Raw genomic sequence first — 18,773 nt, 5'->3', positions numbered from 1 at the left:
GTATGAGCATCCACCGCGTTTGGGAAGACCTACCGGCCAGTGTCCGCGACGCCGTAGAGCGCCACGTGGGTCAGGTCATCAAGACCGACCACGCGTCAGCGGGCCGTAATTCGGACTTGACGGTGTCCCTGTGGACCGCTGACGGCGTGGTCTTCGTCAAGGGGATCGCGGCGGATGCCCCCAACGTGTACATGCACAGAGCGGAAGCCGCCGTGAGCGCATTCCTGCCAAGCGACCTTGCACCACAGTTGCTGTGGGAGATCGAAGAGGACGGCTGGTATCTCCTCGGGTTCGAACATGTTGCCGGTCGCCCCGCCGACTATGAACCGGGATCGTCTGATCTTTCCTTGGTGGCTGAGGCAGTGCGCATCATTGGGCGCACCGCCGCGCCGCCGCTTGGGGTTGCCCGTCGTGTCATGGCGCAACAATGGGCGACTGCCTTGAAAGGAGCGTTGAACACGAAACTTCCTGACGATGCACATCCGTGGTCAGTCACCAACATCACGCTGCTTGCCGAGTGGGCGGCCCAAGCACCCGCTCACATGGGTGGCTCCAACCTGATTCACTCGGACCTCCACTCCACCAATGTCCTCGTCTCGGATCGAGCACGTCTGGTCGATTGGGCATGGTGGCGATCCGGGGCCGCGTGGATCGATCCCGCAATGCTGATTATTCGGCTCATTGCGGAAGGTCATCGGCCCGAACACGCCGAGAACTGGGCGCGGCAGTTCGCCGGGTTCGCACAGGCGTCCGCTGAGGCACTAACCGTGTTCGCCGCGTCGGTCCTCCGGCTCTGGGAGCGGAAGTTCCCGACGACAGATGCCACGGCCGCAGCTCGACAATGGGCGAAGTACCGCCTGTCACAACACTGAATATTGTCGCAGGTCAACCTGCTTAGATCCCCAGTCCTGGGAAGATTTTGGCAGCATTGCCGGACAGCACACCCTGCAGGATGTCGTCGGGGAGGCCGATGGTCGTGAGGGCTTGGGCGTTGCGCCGGATGCCGGGAACACCGGGCCAGTCGGTACCGAAGATCCATTTGGTGGCGAGCCGACGCAGGTCGAACCGACCGTAGTACTCCGGAAGCTTCCTGGGCGGGAGGCCGGCGAGGTCGAGCCACACGTTGGGTTTGGCAAGGGCGAGGAACGCGGCTGTGTCATACCACCACCCGCGACCACCGTGAGCGAACACAAAGTTCAGGTCGGGGAACTGTTCAAGAACGTCCAGCATCAACTCCGGATTGCCGTACTTGGCCTGCGACCCCGGAAAACTGGAAACACCGGAATGCAGGATCACCGGAACGCCCCGCTCAAGGCAGACGTTGTAAGCCGCATACAGCTCCGGGTCATCAGGCGCAAACCCACCGTGCACCGGGTGGATCTTCAAAGCGACGGCGCCCAGGTCCAACTGACGTTCCACTTCGGACGAAACAGGATGGTGCAGGTGAGGGTTGACATTGGCCACCAAGCGAAAGCGATCCGGGTTGTGCTCGAAGATCGGCAGCAGGTCCTCAATCGTCTGCATGCCTGTAGCCCGCGGACTGTACTCGCAGAACAGCAGGGCACGGGAGACTCCCTCAGACTCCAGCAAGGCGTCCAGGCGCGAAGGGATCGGGTCGCCTGAAGCCGAGTAGACGTCGCGCCACGACCCGCCGAACTCGGTCGCCCACTCCAGCCAAGCCGGCTTCAAAGTGGACAGCCGGGGCACGTGCATGTGCGCGTCTACGAGCATTCAGATCGCCGGGGCCGGGGTCAGTGAGTCGTACACCTGTTCCCGCAACACGTTTCGGCGGATCTTCCCGGTCGCGGTCTTGGGCAGCTCCACGACTGTGATCACTGCTCTTGGCCGCTTGAACGCGGCGAGGCCCTCACGGCACCACGCGATCAGCTCGTCGGCGTCCACTGTGGCCTCGGCCGCCGCGACCACACAAGCGACCGGTTTGTCCAGACCATCAGCGTCGGGAGCCGCCACCACCGCGACCTCGGCCACGCTCGGGTGCTGCAGCAGGCGCTCTTCGACCTCCGCCGGTGAGACCCAGATACCGCCTGCCTTGAGCATGTCGTTGGAACGACCGAGACAGCTGTACGTGCCATCCTCATTGCGCATGTACGTGTCGCCTGTGCGCAGCCATTCCCCTTGGAACACTTGACGTGTGGTCTCGGCCCGGCACCAGTAGCCGGTCGCGATCGACGACCCGCGCAGGTACAGATCCCCCGGCTGGCCGCAAGCCACGATCTCAGCGCCGTTCTCGTCACGCAACTGAACGTCATAACCAGGGACCGGGGCACCGGACGATCCTGGGTGCACCTGTCCGGAGCGGTTGGACAGGAAGATGTGCAACGCCTCGGTCGAGCCGATCCCGTCGAGCACCTCCAGGCCGAACCGGTCCCGGATTCGTTGGTACAACACGGGTGGCAGCGCCTCGCCGGCCGAGATCCCCTGCCGGACACCGGCGAATGTGTCGTCCGCGATATCACTGTGCAGCAAGGCCGAGTAGAACGTCGGCACGGCGTAGAACAGCGTCGGCTGCTCGGACTTGAGGCGTTCGGCGACCAGTTGCGGTGTGGGGCGGGTTCGCTCCAGCACTGTGCTGGCACCGAAGGCGAACGGGAAGAAGCACGAATTCCCGATACCGTAGGCGAAGAAGAGCTTGGCCACCGAGAAACACCGGTCATCCGGGGTTATGCCGAGCACGCCTTTGCCGTACGCCTCGGCCACCATCCGGATGCTGGAATGCCGGTGCATCGCGGCTTTCGGCAGACCGGTCGTTCCCGAGGTGTACAGCCACAGCGCCGGCGAGTCCTCCCAGGTGTCGTACGGCCTGCGCGGCAGATCTCCCTCAAGCTCGAGCCATTGGTGGACTCGGACACCACGCCGGGCGGCGAACTCGACCTCCCCGTCCAGCACTACATCGGTCACCTCTGGCGCCGCCGCAACGGCCGCGTTGGCCACCCCTGCGAACTCGGTCGACACGCTCAGCACCCGCGCACGGGAGTCGGCCAGGACCTTGCCCAGCTCCGGACCGGTCGCCATGGTCGAGATCGGCACCGGGACCGCACCCATGTACATCGCGCCCAGGATGCCCGCGAGCAACTGGATGTCGTCGGCCATGCAGAGCATCACGCGCTCTTCCGGGCGCACCCCGATGGACTTCAGCGCGGCCGCGCTGCGACGGACCTCCTCGGACAGTTCGCGGTAGGTGAGCGTCCCGGAACCGGCCACGACTGCCAGCCGTTCTCCCCGGCCGGCCTTGACATGCCGGTCGACCAGGTACTCGGCCGCATTGAACGGCATACTGCCTGGCTTCGTTGACAACGCAGTCATGACCGCCGTCCCTCAGTGGAAGTACACGTATTCGTAGTCGAACGGTTTGCCGTTGATGCCGTTGGTGGGCGGGGCCACCCAGCTGGCGATCTTGCCGCGTTCGTAGACCGGCCGCATCATCGACCGGACGAACGCGAGGTCTTCGCTTGTGGGCAGCCACTTCCCGCGGCCTTTCTCCCACGTCTGCTCGTCGACGATCGAGCCGTCAGGGGTGATGTGGAAGCCCGAGTGCATGCCGACCGAACGGTTGAAGCCGACGTGCGGCAAGGCGAAACGATACCCGATCCCGGCGTCGGCGAGGATCTTGTTCCACCGTTTGATCCCGCTGGCACAGTCCGCGGTGTACTCGCCGCGCAGGTCCAGGTTCAACGCCAGCAGCGTGGACAGCTCGTCGGTGGCCCAGGTGCCGTCGGCGTTCGGGCGTTCGATGGTGATGCCGTCCTCGGTCAGCTGGTGGTCGTCCTTGCGGCGCTCCTCCAGCCAGCGGCCCTTGAGCCCGGCGGTGAAGTAGTTCGCGGCGTTGGTGGACGTCTCGCTGCCGAACAGGTCCAGTGACACCGTGTAGTGGAAGTTGATGTATTTCTGGATGATGTCCAACGGGATGCCGCCGTGCTTGGCGATGTCCAGGGTGTCGTGCTCACGGATCAACTGGGCACTGCGCATCACCACGCGGTCGACGCCGGTCGTGCCGACGAACATGTGGTGCGCTTCCTCCTTGAGCATGAACTCGCACGTCCGCGACAGCGGGTCGAAAGCGCTTTCCTTCAACGTGCCCAGTTGGTATTTCCCATCCCGGTCGGTGAAGTACGTGAACATGTAGAACGCCAGCCAGTCCGCGGTCTCCTCGTTGAACGCGCCCAGAATACGCGGCGAATCCGGGCTGCCGGAGTTACGGACCAGCAACGCCTCCGCCTCTTCACGGCCTTCCCTGCCGAAGTAGGCGTGCAGCAAGTAGACCATCGCCCACAGATGCCTGCCCTCCTCCACGTTGACCTGGAAGAGGTTGCGCAGGTCGTACAACGAAGGCGCGGTGAGCCCCAGCAGTTTCTGCTGTTCCACCGACGCGGGCTCGGTGTCGCCCTGGATCACGATCAGCCGCTGCAGATCCGCCCGGTACTCGCCGGGCACCTGCTGCCAGACCGGCTGTCCTTTGTGCTCACCGAAGGCGATCCGGCGATCCGGCTTGGGCTCGGCCAGAAAGATCCCCCACCGGTAGTCCGGCACGTTCACATGGTCGAAGTGTGCCCAGCCGTCGCGACCGACGCTGACAGCCGTGCGCAGGTAGACGCCGTGGGTCTCCAGCGCGGGCCCCATCTCGCCCCACCAGTTCATGAACTTCGGCTGCCAGCCCTCCAGCGCTCGCTGCAGCCTGCGGTCGCTGGACAGGTCGACGTTGTTGGGGATCCTGTCCTCGTAGTTGATCGAGGTGGTCATGCTCAAACCCGTTTCCTGTCGAAGATCGCCTTCTGCCCGGTGCCGTAGCGGCGCAGCGCGCCGGCGTCGCCGGAGGCGTTCGGCCGGATGAAAATCCAGTTCTGCCAGGCCGACAGCCGGCCGAAGATCTTGGTCTCGATGGTCTCCGGCCCGACGAACCGGTGGTTGGCCTCCATGCCGGTGCACGCGTCCGGGCTCAGCGAGGCGCGGCTCTCCACGACGATCCGGATCTCGTCGGCCCAGTCCAGGTCGTCCGGGATGTCGGTGACCAGCCCGAGCTCGTTGGCCTCGGCAGGGCCGAGACGGCGATCGGTCTCCTTGCCGCGCAGCCATTCCAGGTGATCCTGATGGCCGTAGAACCTGGATTCCAGGCGCGAGATGCCATTGCCCATGGGGAAAAGGCCGAAGTTGACCTCGGTCAGCTGCAAGGCCGCCCTCAGGGGACTGTCTTCGTCGTCTGTCGGCGGACCGTCCAACATGTACTGACGGTCGGCGGCGAAAGCCAGCTCTGCCAGCATTCCGGTGAAGCAGCTACCCGGTTCGATCAACGCGATCAGGCTGCGGCTGGTCACGTCCAGCCGTTTGAGGGTGCGTTTGTAGTAGTGCAGGATCTCGGTGACCAGCCAGTCGTCCTGATGGTCGAGCAGCAGTCGTTCGTAGGCCATGACCGCGTCGATGTCGCCCTCGGTCTTGATGATCCAGGTGCCGAGCGCGGACTCGTTGGTCCGCAGACGCAGGATCAGGTCGTCCAGTTCACGCGTGACGGCCAGCGGCCAGAACCCGGCGTCCGCACCGGGCACCGCGGATGGCGCTGCTGTCCGCGGTGCCCGCACAGTGATGATCACCGCCGAATCGGCCCGGCCGAACTCCGCTGTGACGTGGTCGTAGCGAATGCCGTCGTCGCTGATCTCGCGGTTGAGCGGGGTCAGTTCGACGCCGGTCGCGCCCTGTGGCCGGTTCGACCTGGCGGCAAGCTCATTGGCGCGCTGCCGCGTGGCCTCCTCGAACTGGCGCGGCGCGGCCAGTTCGTCCACCAGCCGCCATTCCAGGGCGGTCTTGCCTTTCACGCCGTCGGACCTGGTCGCGAACACGTCGGCAAGGTCCTTACGCACCCTGCGCTTGTCCACAACTCGGGTCAGCCCGCCCGTGCCAGGCAGCACGCCAAGCAACGGCACCTCAGGCAACGAGACCGCCGACGAGTTGTCGTCGACCAGCAGAATGTGCTCGCAGGCCAAGGCCATCTCGTAGCCGCCGCCCGCGCACGAGCCGTTCACCGCCGCGAGGTAGGTCTGCCCGGTGAAGTCCTCCATGGCGTTGCGGGTCTCATTGGTGAACTTGCAGAAGTTGACCTTCCACTCGTGCGCCGATGCCGCGAGCATCCGGATGTTGGCTCCCGCGCAGAACACCTTGTCCTTGCCGCTGGTCAGGATGACCGTGCGGACCTCCGGATGCTCGAACCGCAGCCGCTGGACGGCGTCGTAGAGCTCGATGTCCACACCCAGGTCGTACGAGTTCAGTTTGAGCTCGTAGCCCTCGACGATGCCGCCGGCCTCGTCGACGTCCAGGACCAGCCACGCGATCACCCCTTCGACCCGCAGCGTCCAGTGCCGATAGCCGCTCGGGTGCGCGTCGAAGGAAACATCCATGGGGCCTCCTCGGCTACGAAGGTACCCCATCATTTTCTACAGAAGTTACGGCTCGCGTCAATGTTCTGTAGAAGAATAGGCCACGACGCCGGGCTCTGTTGACGGGTTAGATCCAGTACATGATCACCATCGACACCCTGGCACCCGATGACCGGCCCGCTTGGGAGGGCCTGTTCGAGGGATACAACACGTTCTACGAACGCGTCCTGCCCACGGACCGCTACGACCGTGCGTGGCGGGAGTTCCAGGACGGCACCAGGATGCACGCGCTGGGCGCACGGCTCGACGGCCGTCTGGTCGGCATCGTGCATTTCCTGGTCCACGCCAGCACAACCTCGCCCGATGTCTGCTACCTGCAGGACCTGTTCACCGCGCCGGAGGTCCGCGGCCGAGGCGTGGCCCGGCAGCTCATCGAAGCGGTCCGCGACTGGGCCGACGAGCAAGGCTGCTCACGCGTGTACTGGCACACCAAACAGGACAACCACACAGCTCGTCTGCTGTACGACAAGGTGGCCGAGAACAGGGGCTTCATCCATTACGTCATCCCGCTGAAAGCGCTCTGAACCGTCAGGCCCCACGACGCTGACGCACTGGAACACAACCAACAGCGATCATGGCTCCGGGCCACCGATGGGCGGCCCGGAGCCATGATCCCTCACTCAGTTGTCAGCAGGTGATGTTCACTTGTGGCCCAAGAGCTTCCCTTGCAATGGCCGGTGGCGTTCCGTTGAGGAACACGACGATGCCGATCGCGTAGCTCTGCCACATCCCGTTACGGCAGTTCTCGATGTCCGACAGGCCGAAACCTGAGGTGGGAGATCCGGACGTGCCCTGTGTGCCATCTCCGACCGGCTTGCCTTTGTAGACCAGGAGAACTCCGAGATCGATGGAAAACACCTGGCCGCCGCAAGTGACCTTGGCATCAGCCACGACCTGCGATCCTCTACGCACCGGGGTGCCGGGGTCGAGCACGCAGGTCGTCAGGATTCCCCCGCCGGCCGACGACAGTTCGACAGCGCCTCGTGGGGCGTCCTTGGCCGCGACCGCATCAAGGGTGAGTCTTGAGGCCTGCGGCGCGGCGTTGGCCGGAGCCGCTGTGACAAGCGCCGCCAGCACAGCGACCACGGCTAACGCGGCGCTCATGCTGATGCTGTGAAATCGGTCCCTGACAAGCATGTGGGATACCTCCAGAGAGTTCGTTTCCGCGGGTCGGCGCGCCGTGATCCTTCCTACTCGTGACCAGGAGCGTTGGCTTGAGTAATCGAGGTACTCACACCAGCCGACCGGGAAAGACGTGCCCTACTGCGGGGCGGTCAGATCCCTGATCCTTGCCATCGCGGCGTGCAGTCCGGTGAAGCTGGTCGACAGCGGTGACAGGCCGATCCGGATTCCGTCCGGCTGCCGGAAATCGACGATCACCCCGTTGGCGATCAGGAGTGGGGCGAGGTTTTCGGCGTCCGGGTGGGTGATTGTCACGTGCCCGCCGCGGATCTCGTCCTCGCGGGGTGAGGCGACGGTGAAGTCCGGGAGCCATTCGTCGGCGAGTTCGATGGCCAGGCGCGTCAACGCCGTCGACTTCGCCCGTACGCGGTCGATCCCGGCTTCGGCGAGCAGTTTCACGCCTTCCTCGACCGCGGCCAGGCCAAGGACGTTGGGTGTGCCGGACAGCATTCGCCGGATTCCTTTGGCAGGCCGGTACACCGGGCCCATTTCGAAGACGTCCTCGTTGCCGATCCAGCCCGCCAACGGGGTTTGCAGCTCGTCGTGGTGCTCGGCGCGTACGTAGAGAAAGGCCGGGGCGCCCGGCCCCGCGTTGAGGAACTTGTAGGTGCAGCCGACAGCGAAGTCCGTTCCGGTCGCGTCGAGCCGCACGGGAATCGAACCGGCGCTATGACAGAGGTCCCACACCGTCACTGCGCCTGCGGCGTGCGCGACGTCGTTGATCGCGGCCATGTCGGCGATGAAGGCCGAGCGGTAGGCGACATGAGAGAAAGTCACTGCCGCCGTTACATCGCCGACAACCTCGGCGACCTGCTCGGGACGGACGCCACCGGCAGGGTCGGACTCGATCCACCGCACAGTCAGACCTAGTTGCGCGGCAATCGCCTGCACGACATAGCGATCCGTCGGGAAATTGTCGGTGTCGGTCACGAGTTCGGGCCGCCCCGGCCGCATGGCGACGGCGGCGCGCAGCACCTTGTGCAGACAGATCGTGGTCGAGTCGGCCACGATCACCTGGCCGGGCGCCGCGCCGAGCGCCGTGGAGCCCAGCAGGTCACCGACCTGTTCCGGCAGCTGCATCCAGCCTTCTTCCCAGGACCGGATCATCCTGGTCCCCCACTCGTGGGTCACGAGCTGGTGCAGCCGGTTGAGCGTCGCGGTCGGAGGACGGCCGAGCGAATTGCCGTCGAGGTAGGCCACCACACCGGGGTCCCCGATCGGCAGGAAACGGTTGGCGAACTCGGCCAGTTCGTCCGCCGCGTCCAGCGCCCGCACGTCCATCAGCACTCCTCTTTCAGCAGGTCCACTGCTTGCACACTGGCACACCAACGGCCTGCGACGTCAGAGTGATCTTCGTTTACAACGTTGGCACAACGTTGTAAGAACGCTACGATCAACGCGCACCAGGCTCCCCCTGCACCTGGAGGCCCGACAATGTCGTCGTCACGCCGTCATGCGTTCGTCAGAGCCACAGCCGGCCCATGGCGGCTGTGGTGATCAAGGCACTCATCCTGGCGATGGTGGTTTCAACGGCTCCGGCCGTGACACCCGCGACGACTGTGTGCTTCCTGTCCTGCGACACCTTGGATCCGTCCAGGGTCAAGCAGGAGACGTTTCCCGTGCCGGAACGTCAGATCAACGGCAGACGCCTGGTGCTGCACGTCTCCGACGCGGATGGAATGGCCTGGGGCAGCATCGACAACGGCGTGACCGGTGACTCCGTATGGCTGGACCGGTCGTGGGACGGCGGCGCGACCTGGGAAGGCTTGCTGGGCAAGGCAAGCATCCCAGGAACGTGGACCGGGACACGGACCTTGATGTACAACATCTCCGATCCGGGCGCGCATCGGCGCGGCCTGATCCGGGCCTGTGGCGACGCGCGTGCGGTCGCGTGCACGGACTGGATCTATCCAACGGTCTGCGATGTCCGTTGCGACAGAACGGATGCCTCGCAGGCAGTCGATCCCGTCCAGCCGGTTGCGCCGACGACGTTGTTCGGGCGGGTCATCAGGTTGTACACCGACCAGAACGGGATGGCCTGGGGCAGCATCGAAGCGGGCGGCGCGGGTGACGAGATCTGGCTCGACCGGTCGTGGGACGCGGGTGTCAGCTGGCCTGGTGGTTCGTCGCTGGGCCGGACCTCTACACCGGCAGCGGCGACTTCGGCCAGAACCACGATGTTCGCCACCCGCGACCCTCGCGGCCGGCACTACGGCGGCGCGGTCCGGGCCTGTGGCAGGGAATCCGGCCACGCCCAGGGCAGCTGTACGGCCTGGGCCCGGCCGGTTCCCAGTCGTTCGTTCGCCGCAGCGGACGCGCTGATGTACTCCTACGATCCCGTACAGGCATGGTGGCCGAGCAGTTGGTGGAACTCGGCTGCCACCCTCACCTCGTTGACCGACTATGCGGCACGGACCGGAAACCGGCAGTACGACTGGGTTATCGCGCGGACCTTCGATGTCAACCGCGGGACCTTCCCAGCCGGTCAGCGTGGTACGGACCCGATCGAGGGCAACTTCATCAGCCGGGCGGTCGACGACGCCGGGTGGTGGGGCCTGGCATGGGTGGCCGCCTACGACCACACCGGCGACGCACGGTATCTGAGCATGGCAACAACCATCGCCGGCTACCTGCACCAGTACTGGGACCCAAGCACTTGCGGCGGCGGGGTTTGGTGGAGCCGCGAGCGTACGTACAAGAACGCGGTCACCAGCGGCTTGTACCTCCGGCTGAGCGCGGCCGTGCACAGGCGTACACCGGGTGATTCCGTGTGGCTGCAACGTGCGCGGACCGCGGCGGACTGGTACCTGGCCAGCGGGATGATCAACTCCGCCGGGCTGGTCAACGACGGCCTCACCCAGGACTGCCGTAACAACGGCCAGACAGTCTGGACGTACAACCAAGGTCTGGCGATCGGAGGGCTGATGGAGGTGTGGCGCGCGACCGGTGAGACGCGGCTACTCGACACCGCCCGGCGGCTGGCCGATTCCGCGGTCACCGGCCTGACACGCAACGGGATTCTCACCGAATCGTGTGACATCGGCACGAGTTCGTGTGACGACAACCAGAAGCAGTTCAAAGGTATCTTCATGCGGTACCTCGCCGAGCTCGGCCACCAGCAGTTCACCGCCCGGCAGTCGGCCTCGATCTGGGCGGCGGACCGGGATCCGCTCAACCGGATCGGCCAGCGCTGGGCCGGCGGCAGTCCCAACCAGACCGACTGGCGCACCCAGGCCAGCGCCTTGAGCGCACTGCTTTAACCCCTGCGACCCCTGGAGTCATCGATGTTCCGTCGCCAAGTGCTCGGCGCGGTCACGGGCCTGTTGCTCGTGACCGCGGCACTGGTGGCGCCTGCCGCGTCCGCTGCCACGTGGACGCCGAAGACGCCGCCCTTGACCACACCGTGGACCAGTCAGGTCTCGCCGGCCAACGCCCTGCCCGAGTATCCGCGCCCGCAGCTCGTCCGCTCGGAATGGCTCAACCTCAACGGAGTCTGGGAGTTCCGGGGCACGCCGGAGAACAGCACGCCGCCGATCGGCCAGACGCTGCCGGAAGGCGTGCTGGTGCCGTATCCGATCGAGTCCGCGTTGTCGGGGATCATGCGGCACGAGGACAATATGTTCTACCGCCGCACCTTCACCGTTCCATCCACATGGGACGGACGCCGGGTCAGGCTCAACTTCGGCGCGGTCACCTGGGAGACCCGGGTCTGGGTGAACGGGACCCAGGTCGGCACCCACACCGGCGGATTCGACGCGTTCTCCTTCGACATCACCGGCGCGCTGCGAGCCGGTGCCAACGAGATCATCGTGGGTGCGTACTCGCCGGTCGACGGCAGCACGTTCCCGATCGGCAAACAACGCCGCGATCCCAGCGGCATCTTCTACACGGCCGCATCCGGGATCTGGCAGACCGTGTGGCTGGAACCGGTCAACGCCAACCACATCACGCGCCTGGACACCACACCGAATCCGGGTGCCGGCGCGTTGGACCTGGTGGTGCAGGGCTCGGCCGGACAGGTGCGGGCAGAGGTGCTGACCGGTGGCACGGTCGTCGGCAGCATGACCGGCTCGGTCGGTGCGAACATCCGGATCCCGGTCCCGAACGCCCGTCTGTGGTCGCCGGACGACCCGTTCCTGTACGACCTGCGCGTCACCATGCTGACCGGCGGCGACACTGTCACCGGGTACTTCGGGATGCGGTCGCTCGGCAAAGCTGTGTCCGGCGGGGTGCTGCGGCCGATGCTCAACGGGAAGTTCGTCTTCCAGCTGGGCACGCTCGACCAGGGTTACTGGCCGGACGGCATCTACACCGCGCCGACCGACGAGGCCCTGCGCTTCGACCTGGAACGCCAGAAGGCGTTGGGCTTCAACATGGTCCGCAAGCACATCAAGGTCGAACCGGCCCGCTGGTTCTACTGGGCCGACCGGCTCGGCCTGATGGTCTGGCAGGACATGCCGGCACTGGACGCGGTCGACGACACACCCGCCCGCAGCCACGCGAACTACGAGTCGGAGCTGGGCCGGATCATCAATCAGCTCAAGGGAATCACGTCGATCGTGCAGTGGGTCCCGTTCAACGAGGGCTGGGGCGAGTACGACAACCAGCGCATCGTCGACCTGGTCCGTTCGATCGACTCGACCAGGCTGATCAACCACAACTCCGGCTCCAACTGCTGTGTCTCCGATCCGGAGCCTGCCAACGGCGACATCGTCGACGACCACGCGTATCAGATGTCCAGTGGCACAAGGGTTCCGTCCACTTCCAGGGTCGCGGTGCTCGGTGAGTACGGCGGGCTCGGGCGCCGCATGGTGGGGCACGAGTGGCAGCCTGGCGCCGGGTTCGCGTACGGCGAGCTGTTCCCGGACGAGACGTCGTTGACCAACCGCTATGTGGAGATCACCAGGGAGGTCGGCCGGTTCGTGCAGACCCGGGGCCTGTCCGGGTCGGTCTACACCGAGCCGTACGACGTGGAGAACGAGGTCAACGGGTTCTACACCTACGACCGCCGCATCCTGAAGATGACCGAGGACCGGGTGCGTCAGGTCAACCTGGAGGTGCTCGCCAAGGCCGCGGGCACCGAGGTCGGACGTGGTGAGCTGGTCTCGCTGCGGGTCACCACGCCGGGTTACACGAACCGGTATCTGCGCCACCGGGGCAGCTTCGCCCGTACAGACGTGGACAGTGGCGATGTGTCCAAGCTGGACAGCACGTTCTGGGCGCGGCCCGGCCTGGCCGACGCGTCGTGCCTGTCCTTCGAGTCCCGTAACTTCCCGGGCGAGTACCTGCGGCACGAGTACTCGCGGATCCGTAAGGACCTCAACGACGGGTCCGCCGCCTTCGCCGGGAACGCCACGTTCTGCGCCCGGTCCGGTTCCGGCGCGACAGCCCTGGAGTCCTTCGACGTCCGCGGCTCGTACATCCGGCACTTCAACGAGATGGTCTACCTGGCGCGGCCCGGCGGCCCGAACCCGTGGGACACGCCCTCGACCTTCGCCGAGGACACGACCTGGGCCGCCACAGTTCCGCTGTGGCGCAGCGGTGCGAGCCTTCCGGTCAACTCGGTCCAGTCGTTCCAGGTCACCACGCCCGGCTTCACCGATCGATTCCTGCGTCATCAGAACGGCCTGGCCAGGACCGACGTGGTCAACAGCGGCAGCCCGGCCCTGCTGAAAGCCGATGCCTCGTTCGTCGTCCGCCCGGGTCTGGCCGACCCGTCGTGCTATTCGTTCGAGGCCCGCAACTTCGCGAACAACTACCTGCGGCACTCGGCGTTCCGCGTCCGCCTCAACCCGTCCGAGAACTCGGACCTCTATCGCCGCGACGCCACCTTCTGCGCCCAGCCAGGGGCAACGCCAGGCAGCGTCCGGCTCGCCTCGATCAACGAACTCGGCACTAACGTCCGCCACTACGCCGCCGAAGTCTGGGTCGCCTCCAACGCAGGCCCCCACCCCTACGACAACCCCAACTCCTACCCCGCCGATGTCAGCTGGTCAGCCGTCACGCCGTGGGCTCCGTAACGAGGTGGAGTGTGCTTGCCCGTCCCGCCCCCTACGCGGGACGGACAAGCACACGTCTTGTTAGACGCTGGTGCTGACGTATCTCTTCCCGTCGGTGTTCTCGACGATGACAGCGGTGACGTCCTTGGCGTTGATCAGGGCGGAACCGTCGAGGGTCGTGCCCTCGGCGATCTCCTTGCTGGGCACGACCCAGCTGCCCGCGGATTCGTGGGTGCCGTCCTTGCTGACCACGATCAGGCGGCACTTCTCACCTGCGGGAATTCCGCTGACGGCGGCGTTGAGCCGGACCCAGCCCGCCGCCGGGGTGACCCGCACAGTGATCCGTGCGCCGGTTTCGGGGTCGGTCGAGCTGGCGAAACGCACCCCGGCCGGCTGGGTCGCGGTCGGGCCCGGGGGTGCGCCGCCCGCGATCGGCGGCTGTTCTGTGCTGGTGGACTGGCCGACGAAGACGCCACCGGTGACCAGGGCGGCCGCGACGACCACCGCGGCGGCGGCGGTGAGAAAGCCGGACCGGCGCTTGGCCGCCGTTGACTCCGAGCGCATGCGGCGCAAAGTGCGTTGCAGCACCAGGTCCGCGTCCTCCGGGTAGCCCTCCAGCAGTGCCTCTGGCGGCACTTCGCCCAGAAACTCCTGCATCTCGCGCAATGTGTCTGTCTCCTGCCGGCACTCCTCGCACCCGGCGATGTGCTGCTCCACTTCGGCGACCTGGTCGGGTGCAAGCTGCCCGGCGACATAGGCGTCGATGTCCACGTGCTGTTCGGACATTGTCATCAGGCCACTCCTTCCATTCCGGCGCCGCGTGTGGAGAACATGTCGCGTAACGCGCGTAGGGCGTAGTAGGACCTCGATTTCACGGTGCCCGGCGGTATGCCGAGCGTCTCCGCGGCCTCGTTCACGCTCTGCCCACGGACATAGATCTCGACGAGCACAGATCGATGGACAGCCGGCAGTTGGTCCAGTGCGTCCAGCACAACCATCGAGTTGACCACCTTGTCGGCGTGGTCACGTTCAATCGGTACCGCGGCCGGTGATTCGGCCACTTCCTTCGGCCGGGCGTTGCGGGCTCTGACGTTGTCGGTGATGATGTTGCGCACCACCGTGAGCAGCCAGCCACGCACCGAGCCCTTGCCGTTGACCAAGGCGTCCGGGTGTTTCCACGCCCGGATCAACGCCTCCTGAACGACATCCTCGGCCGTGGCCCGTTCACCGGTCAGCCGCGTCGCGTAGGCGAGCATGGCCCGGCCGTGTTCCTCGAACAACGACCGGATCAGCGCCTCGTCTGCGACTTGGCGGTGACGAGTCCCGAACCCGCCCATCCGTTCACACCTCCACCGGCTCCCTGCCTTCGGGAGTCCCCTCGAGTACTCGCCCTACACGCGTCTCGTTCCCAACAGGCTCACTCGGAATATTGTGATGTGCATCACAGTAGCCGGATGTGCGAGGATCAGCCGTGGGGTTACGTGGCGCACTGACAGCCGTGCTGTGCAGTATTTCCACCCTGTCCGGCGCCTGCAGTACCGAGGGCGGCGATTCGGACTACATCGAGATCAGCCAGGTGCAGCAGCAGGCCCGGACTTCACCCGAACCGAGTACATGGGTCTCCGAATGCGGACGCAACGAGACCGGCCACCGCAACGCGGACAACGTGGTCGCCCAGCCACAGATCCCGGCAGGCGCCCACCACACCCACGAGTATGTGGGGAATCTTTCGACAGACGCCTTCTCCACGGACCAAAGCCTCGCCGCCGCGGCGACAACCTGCCAACTCGATGACCGCTCCACCTATTACTGGCCCGTCCTACGCCTGACGGAGCAACAAGGCGACGATGCGCATGCCACCGGCGGCGGCATGGACGGCAATCACGGCAAGATCTTGCCGCCCGCTTCGGTACGCATCGAATATCGCGGCAATCCGGCAAGCAATGTCGTTGCGATGCCTCGGTTTCTGCGCACCATAACCGGCAACCCGGTTGCCGTGTCACAGAACGGTCAACACGCCGAGCGCGTGCAATGGAGCTGCTCCGGCGATCGCAGCCGTGTCACCAACCGCTATCCGCGATGCGCGACCGGCCAGCAAGTGGTGCGGATCTTCGACTTCCCCAGCTGCTGGGACGGCAAGAACACCGACAGCCAGCTGCACCGCAGCCACCTGACGTTCCCCACGGGCGGCGGCGTCTGCGCGATCGGCACCTTTCCCGTGCCGCAGTTGCACATCGAGGTGGCATACGACGTCCCCGCCGGCGCCCGGTACGCGATCGATTCCTTCCCTGAGGAGCGCCGCAGCCCGACCACCGACCACGCGATGTACATCGACGTGATGCCGGATTCCTTGATGGCACAGGTAGCCGGCTGCCTGAACCGGCTCTCACCCTGCTGACAAACGAGTGTGACCCAGACCACTCGAAGAATGTGTGAACCGTTCTGGGGCGAGCCGCGTGTCTTGGCCCGAGCGGGTCGGCAGCAGGCCGGAACCCCAGCCTCTCTGGAGTGAAATCCCATGGTGCGTAAGCATGTTGTGTCCTTTGCTGCCCTCATCACGGTCGGCGTCGCGGCCCTTTCGGCTTGTGGCAACGAATCCGGTGTCGCCACCTCGGCGGGTGTCGACGAGAAGGCCGCGACCGAGCAGGTCGATCAGAGCGGCCTGGAAAACCTGACGCTGTTGTCCGGCACGGCGAAGTCCAACAACGCCCCGGCCGACACCGGTGACTGGGCCAAGGGCTCCGACGGCACCCTGAACACCGCGGCCAGGAATGTCGCGAGCAAATGGGTACAGCTCAAGGCAAGCAAGGCCGGTGAGCTCAATCCGGTGGTCGTCAACGGCGCCGGGCTGACGCTTTACCGGTTCGACAAGGACACCGCGAAACCATCGAAGTCCAATTGCAACGGTGACTGCGCGGTGACATGGCCGCCGGTGACAGTCTCGCCGGGCAGCCGGATCTTCATCGCCGGCATCAAGAAGGCGGACGTCGGCGTGGTCAAGCGGGACAACGGTGAGCTGCAGGTGACCATCGGCGGCTGGCCGGTCTACCGCTTCAACAAGGACAAGAAGCCGGGCGACACGCTCGGCCAGGGCGTGGGCGGCACGTGGTTCGGCGTCACGCCGGACGGCAAGAAGGCCGGTGCCCCTGCCCAGACCCCGAACCCGACCACCCCGCCGCCTGCCAACGGCCCCAAGGCCACGAGCGCGGTTCTCTTTGACGACGCCAACTTCAGCGACAACGGCCCGTCACAGGGCGTCGGCGGCAAGGGCTGCCAGAACCTGTCCAGGCCCGGCGTGACCTCCTCGGTGTCCGCCTCCGGTTCGCTGAAGCTGTGGACTGAGAAGGACTGCAAGGGCAAGTCGCTGGTGGTCGACGGGGACGTCACCGATCTGGCGAAGGTCGACTTCGACAACAAGCTCGCCTCGGTCTTCCTTGGCTGATCCTCCCACCACAGCCGGTGCGGCCCTCTGGCCGCACCGGCTTCCCTTCTCTGGAGCAAAGGCCGGGCTGATGTGGCTATCGCAGGGTGACCATGGCCTGGATCGGGAAATGATCCGACGGGTACTGGCCGTCCTTGGCGAAGGTGTTGATACCGGCCGCGTTCACGGTGACATTGCCCTTGGTCAGGATCCAGTCGATCCGGTAGCCGTTGGGCCGTATGCGGCGATACCCGTGGTAAGTGGCGTAAAGGGGGGTGGCCTGCCGGGTCGCGGCGAGCCACGAGTCGGTCATCCCGCCTTTGGTCACCAGGGTGTCATAGCTGGGCGCGTTGCCGGCGGGATCGTTGAAATCACCCAGCAGCAGGACCGGCAGCCCCGGCGCGAGCCGGGCGATCCTGTTGCGGACCAGCTCCGCACTGCGTTGACTGGCGTTCTCCGACTTGTTGTCGAAATGTGTGTTGACAGCGAAGAACTCCTTGCCGGTGCGCCGATCGGTGAACCGCGCCACGGTCACCATCCGGGGAACGACGTTGCCCCAAGTGATCGAACCGACCACCGATGGCGTGTCGGAAAGCCAGAACTGCCCGGATTCCCGCAACGAGAGCCGTTCGGTGTCGTAGAAGATCGCGGTGAACTCGCCGCGATTGCCGCCTTCCCTGCCCACCCCGATCCAGTCGTAGCGCGGCGGCAGGTCACGGTCGATGTCCTGCAACTGCCCGGACAGCCCTTCCTGCGTACCGAGCACAGTGGGCAGTTCGCGGTTGAGAAGTTCAGCCATCACCGCACGCCGCTGCCGCCAGGAGTTCGGCCCTGTGTTGGCGGCGAACCGCAGGTTGAACGACATCAGATGCAGCGAATCCCCCTGGGCCGGGCCCAGCACAGGTGCGGGCTCGGCGGTGGCGGTCGCGATCCCCGTCAGCAGTCCGAGGCTGACCCCCAGCGTCACAACCAGACTCACGATGCGAGTGGACACTGCTACACCGTGCCAAGCCTTTGTTGCCACAGGCCGATTGCGGCGCGAAATCCACCTGATCAGCCGAGTCCCGGCACGGCCGGCACCAGATCGGCCACTGTGGCCACCGCCTGCGTCCACCAGATGATCGATCGCCGTGACAGCCGGGATTTCCCGGGTCTGACGCTTTCCCGATCTTGTCGATAACTCGTCCAGCACAGCCATAGGACGCATCACGAAGCCATCACGTTGACTGGCAAATACCCGAAACTCTAGATCTGACGCCTGCAGTCGGAGTGGATGCTCTCGGCCACCCGGACGAGTTGCTCACCCACGGTAGCGATCAGGTCGGGCGCGATCTGGTCGATCACGCGCCGCCGGGCGCTGGCCAGATGCGCCGGGTATGCCGCTTTCAGCCGCTGCATGCCTTCCGGTGTCAGCATGGCGTTGTACCCACGGCCGTCGCCGTCGCAGCGCCGCTTGACCACCAGGCCGCGCGACTGGAGGTTCTCCACGACACGGGTGATCCTGCTGGCCGACAGCGCTGTCGCCAGGGCGAGGTCGGCCATCCGCAGCATGTGGTGCTCAGCTTCGGACAGGTGCATCAACACTGCGTAGTCCGTCAGCGACAGGCCGGTGGACCGCAACAGATCGTCGTCCAACGCACGCGGCAACGAGACCGTCAGCCGTTGGATCGCGCGCCACAGCACTTCTTCGCGCGCGGTCAACGGCCGGTCGGTCATAACGCAGAGTAT

The 18,773-nt window shown here is 65.6% G+C and carries 16 protein-coding genes; 6 read left to right on the top strand and 10 right to left on the bottom strand.

Annotation, left to right across the window (positions count from 1 at the left end; all coding sequences use genetic code 11):
- Positions 1-2: 2 nt before the first annotated feature.
- Positions 3-872, top strand: coding sequence for a phosphotransferase (locus JOF56_RS27780; RefSeq protein WP_209642438.1), 870 nt, complete (start codon positions 3-5; stop codon positions 870-872).
- A gap of 22 nt (positions 873-894) precedes the next feature.
- On the opposite strand, the gene JOF56_RS27775 is transcribed toward JOF56_RS27780, so the two are convergent.
- Genes JOF56_RS27775 through boxC form a run of 4 tightly spaced genes read right to left on the bottom strand, consistent with a single transcriptional unit; the run spans position 895 to position 6,404 of the window.
- Positions 895-1,731 (bottom strand): amidohydrolase family protein, encoded by an 837-nt coding sequence (locus JOF56_RS27775; RefSeq protein WP_209642437.1) that lies wholly within the window; start codon positions 1,729-1,731, stop codon positions 895-897.
- Positions 1,732-3,324, bottom strand: coding sequence for a benzoate-CoA ligase family protein (locus tag JOF56_RS27770; RefSeq protein WP_209642436.1), 1,593 nt, complete (start codon positions 3,322-3,324; stop codon positions 1,732-1,734).
- 12 nt (positions 3,325-3,336) lie between these two features.
- Positions 3,337-4,758, bottom strand: a complete 1,422-nt coding sequence (boxB, locus tag JOF56_RS27765; RefSeq protein ID WP_209642435.1) for a benzoyl-CoA 2,3-epoxidase subunit BoxB — start codon at positions 4,756-4,758, stop codon at positions 3,337-3,339.
- Positions 4,759-4,760: 2 nt separating this feature from the next.
- Entirely contained in the window at positions 4,761-6,404 is a 1,644-nt protein-coding gene (boxC, locus tag JOF56_RS27760; RefSeq protein WP_209642434.1) for a 2,3-epoxybenzoyl-CoA dihydrolase, read from the bottom strand.
- A 119-nt stretch (positions 6,405-6,523) separates the two neighbouring features.
- Here boxC and JOF56_RS27755 point away from each other — a divergent pair, with 119 nt between their 5' ends.
- A complete protein-coding gene (locus JOF56_RS27755; RefSeq protein ID WP_209642433.1) occupies positions 6,524-6,967 on the top strand; it encodes a GNAT family N-acetyltransferase in 444 nt (147 codons plus the stop codon).
- A gap of 103 nt (positions 6,968-7,070) precedes the next feature.
- On the opposite strand, the gene JOF56_RS27750 is transcribed toward JOF56_RS27755, so the two are convergent.
- Together JOF56_RS27750 and JOF56_RS27745 are read right to left on the bottom strand one after the other, a co-directional pair.
- The gene (locus tag JOF56_RS27750) at positions 7,071-7,547 is read right to left on the bottom strand and encodes a hypothetical protein (RefSeq protein ID WP_209642432.1); all 477 of its coding nucleotides are present in this window, start codon (positions 7,545-7,547) and stop codon (positions 7,071-7,073) included.
- A 156-nt stretch (positions 7,548-7,703) separates the two neighbouring features.
- Complete coding sequence (locus JOF56_RS27745; protein ID WP_209642431.1) at positions 7,704-8,906, bottom strand: kynureninase; 1,203 nt, start codon at positions 8,904-8,906, stop codon at positions 7,704-7,706.
- Between the two features lie 200 nt (positions 8,907-9,106).
- On the opposite strand from JOF56_RS27745, the gene JOF56_RS27740 reads away from it, so the two are divergent.
- Together JOF56_RS27740 and JOF56_RS27735 are read left to right on the top strand one after the other, a co-directional pair.
- Complete coding sequence (locus tag JOF56_RS27740) at positions 9,107-10,885, top strand: glycoside hydrolase family 76 protein (protein WP_209642430.1); 1,779 nt, start codon at positions 9,107-9,109, stop codon at positions 10,883-10,885.
- A 24-nt stretch (positions 10,886-10,909) separates the two neighbouring features.
- Positions 10,910-13,645, top strand: coding sequence for an AbfB domain-containing protein (locus JOF56_RS27735; protein WP_209642429.1), 2,736 nt, complete (start codon positions 10,910-10,912; stop codon positions 13,643-13,645).
- A gap of 60 nt (positions 13,646-13,705) precedes the next feature.
- Here the strand turns inward: JOF56_RS27735 and JOF56_RS27730 are convergent, their stop codons facing one another.
- Positions 13,706-14,416 (bottom strand): anti-sigma factor family protein, encoded by a 711-nt coding sequence (locus tag JOF56_RS27730; protein ID WP_209642428.1) that lies wholly within the window; start codon positions 14,414-14,416, stop codon positions 13,706-13,708.
- Positions 14,416-14,961 carry a sigma-70 family RNA polymerase sigma factor gene (locus tag JOF56_RS27725; protein ID WP_209642427.1) on the bottom strand — a complete coding sequence of 182 codons (546 nt, stop codon included), beginning with the start codon at positions 14,959-14,961 and terminating at the stop codon, positions 14,416-14,418. Before JOF56_RS27725 ends, JOF56_RS27730 begins: the two co-directional genes overlap by 1 nt.
- A gap of 134 nt (positions 14,962-15,095) precedes the next feature.
- Here JOF56_RS27725 and JOF56_RS27720 point away from each other — a divergent pair, with 134 nt between their 5' ends.
- Positions 15,096-16,022: a DUF1996 domain-containing protein gene (locus JOF56_RS27720; RefSeq protein ID WP_307855283.1), complete on the top strand. Its 927-nt coding sequence runs from the start codon at positions 15,096-15,098 to the stop codon at positions 16,020-16,022.
- 120 nt (positions 16,023-16,142) lie between these two features.
- Positions 16,143-17,066, top strand: coding sequence for a hypothetical protein (locus JOF56_RS27715; RefSeq protein WP_209642425.1), 924 nt, complete (start codon positions 16,143-16,145; stop codon positions 17,064-17,066).
- Positions 17,067-17,142: 76 nt separating this feature from the next.
- On the opposite strand, the gene JOF56_RS27710 is transcribed toward JOF56_RS27715, so the two are convergent.
- Entirely contained in the window at positions 17,143-18,024 is an 882-nt protein-coding gene (locus JOF56_RS27710; RefSeq protein WP_307855282.1) for an endonuclease/exonuclease/phosphatase family protein, read from the bottom strand.
- A 266-nt stretch (positions 18,025-18,290) separates the two neighbouring features.
- Positions 18,291-18,761, bottom strand: coding sequence for a MarR family winged helix-turn-helix transcriptional regulator (locus JOF56_RS27705; RefSeq protein WP_209642423.1), 471 nt, complete (start codon positions 18,759-18,761; stop codon positions 18,291-18,293).
- Between the last annotated feature and the right edge of the window lie 12 nt (positions 18,762-18,773).

The organism is Kibdelosporangium banguiense, assembly GCF_017876405.1.
In the GTDB taxonomy this organism is placed as follows: domain Bacteria; phylum Actinomycetota; class Actinomycetes; order Mycobacteriales; family Pseudonocardiaceae; genus Kibdelosporangium; species Kibdelosporangium banguiense.
Note: the sequence above shows the minus strand (reverse complement) of the source record. Positions and strands in the feature narration are given on the sequence as shown.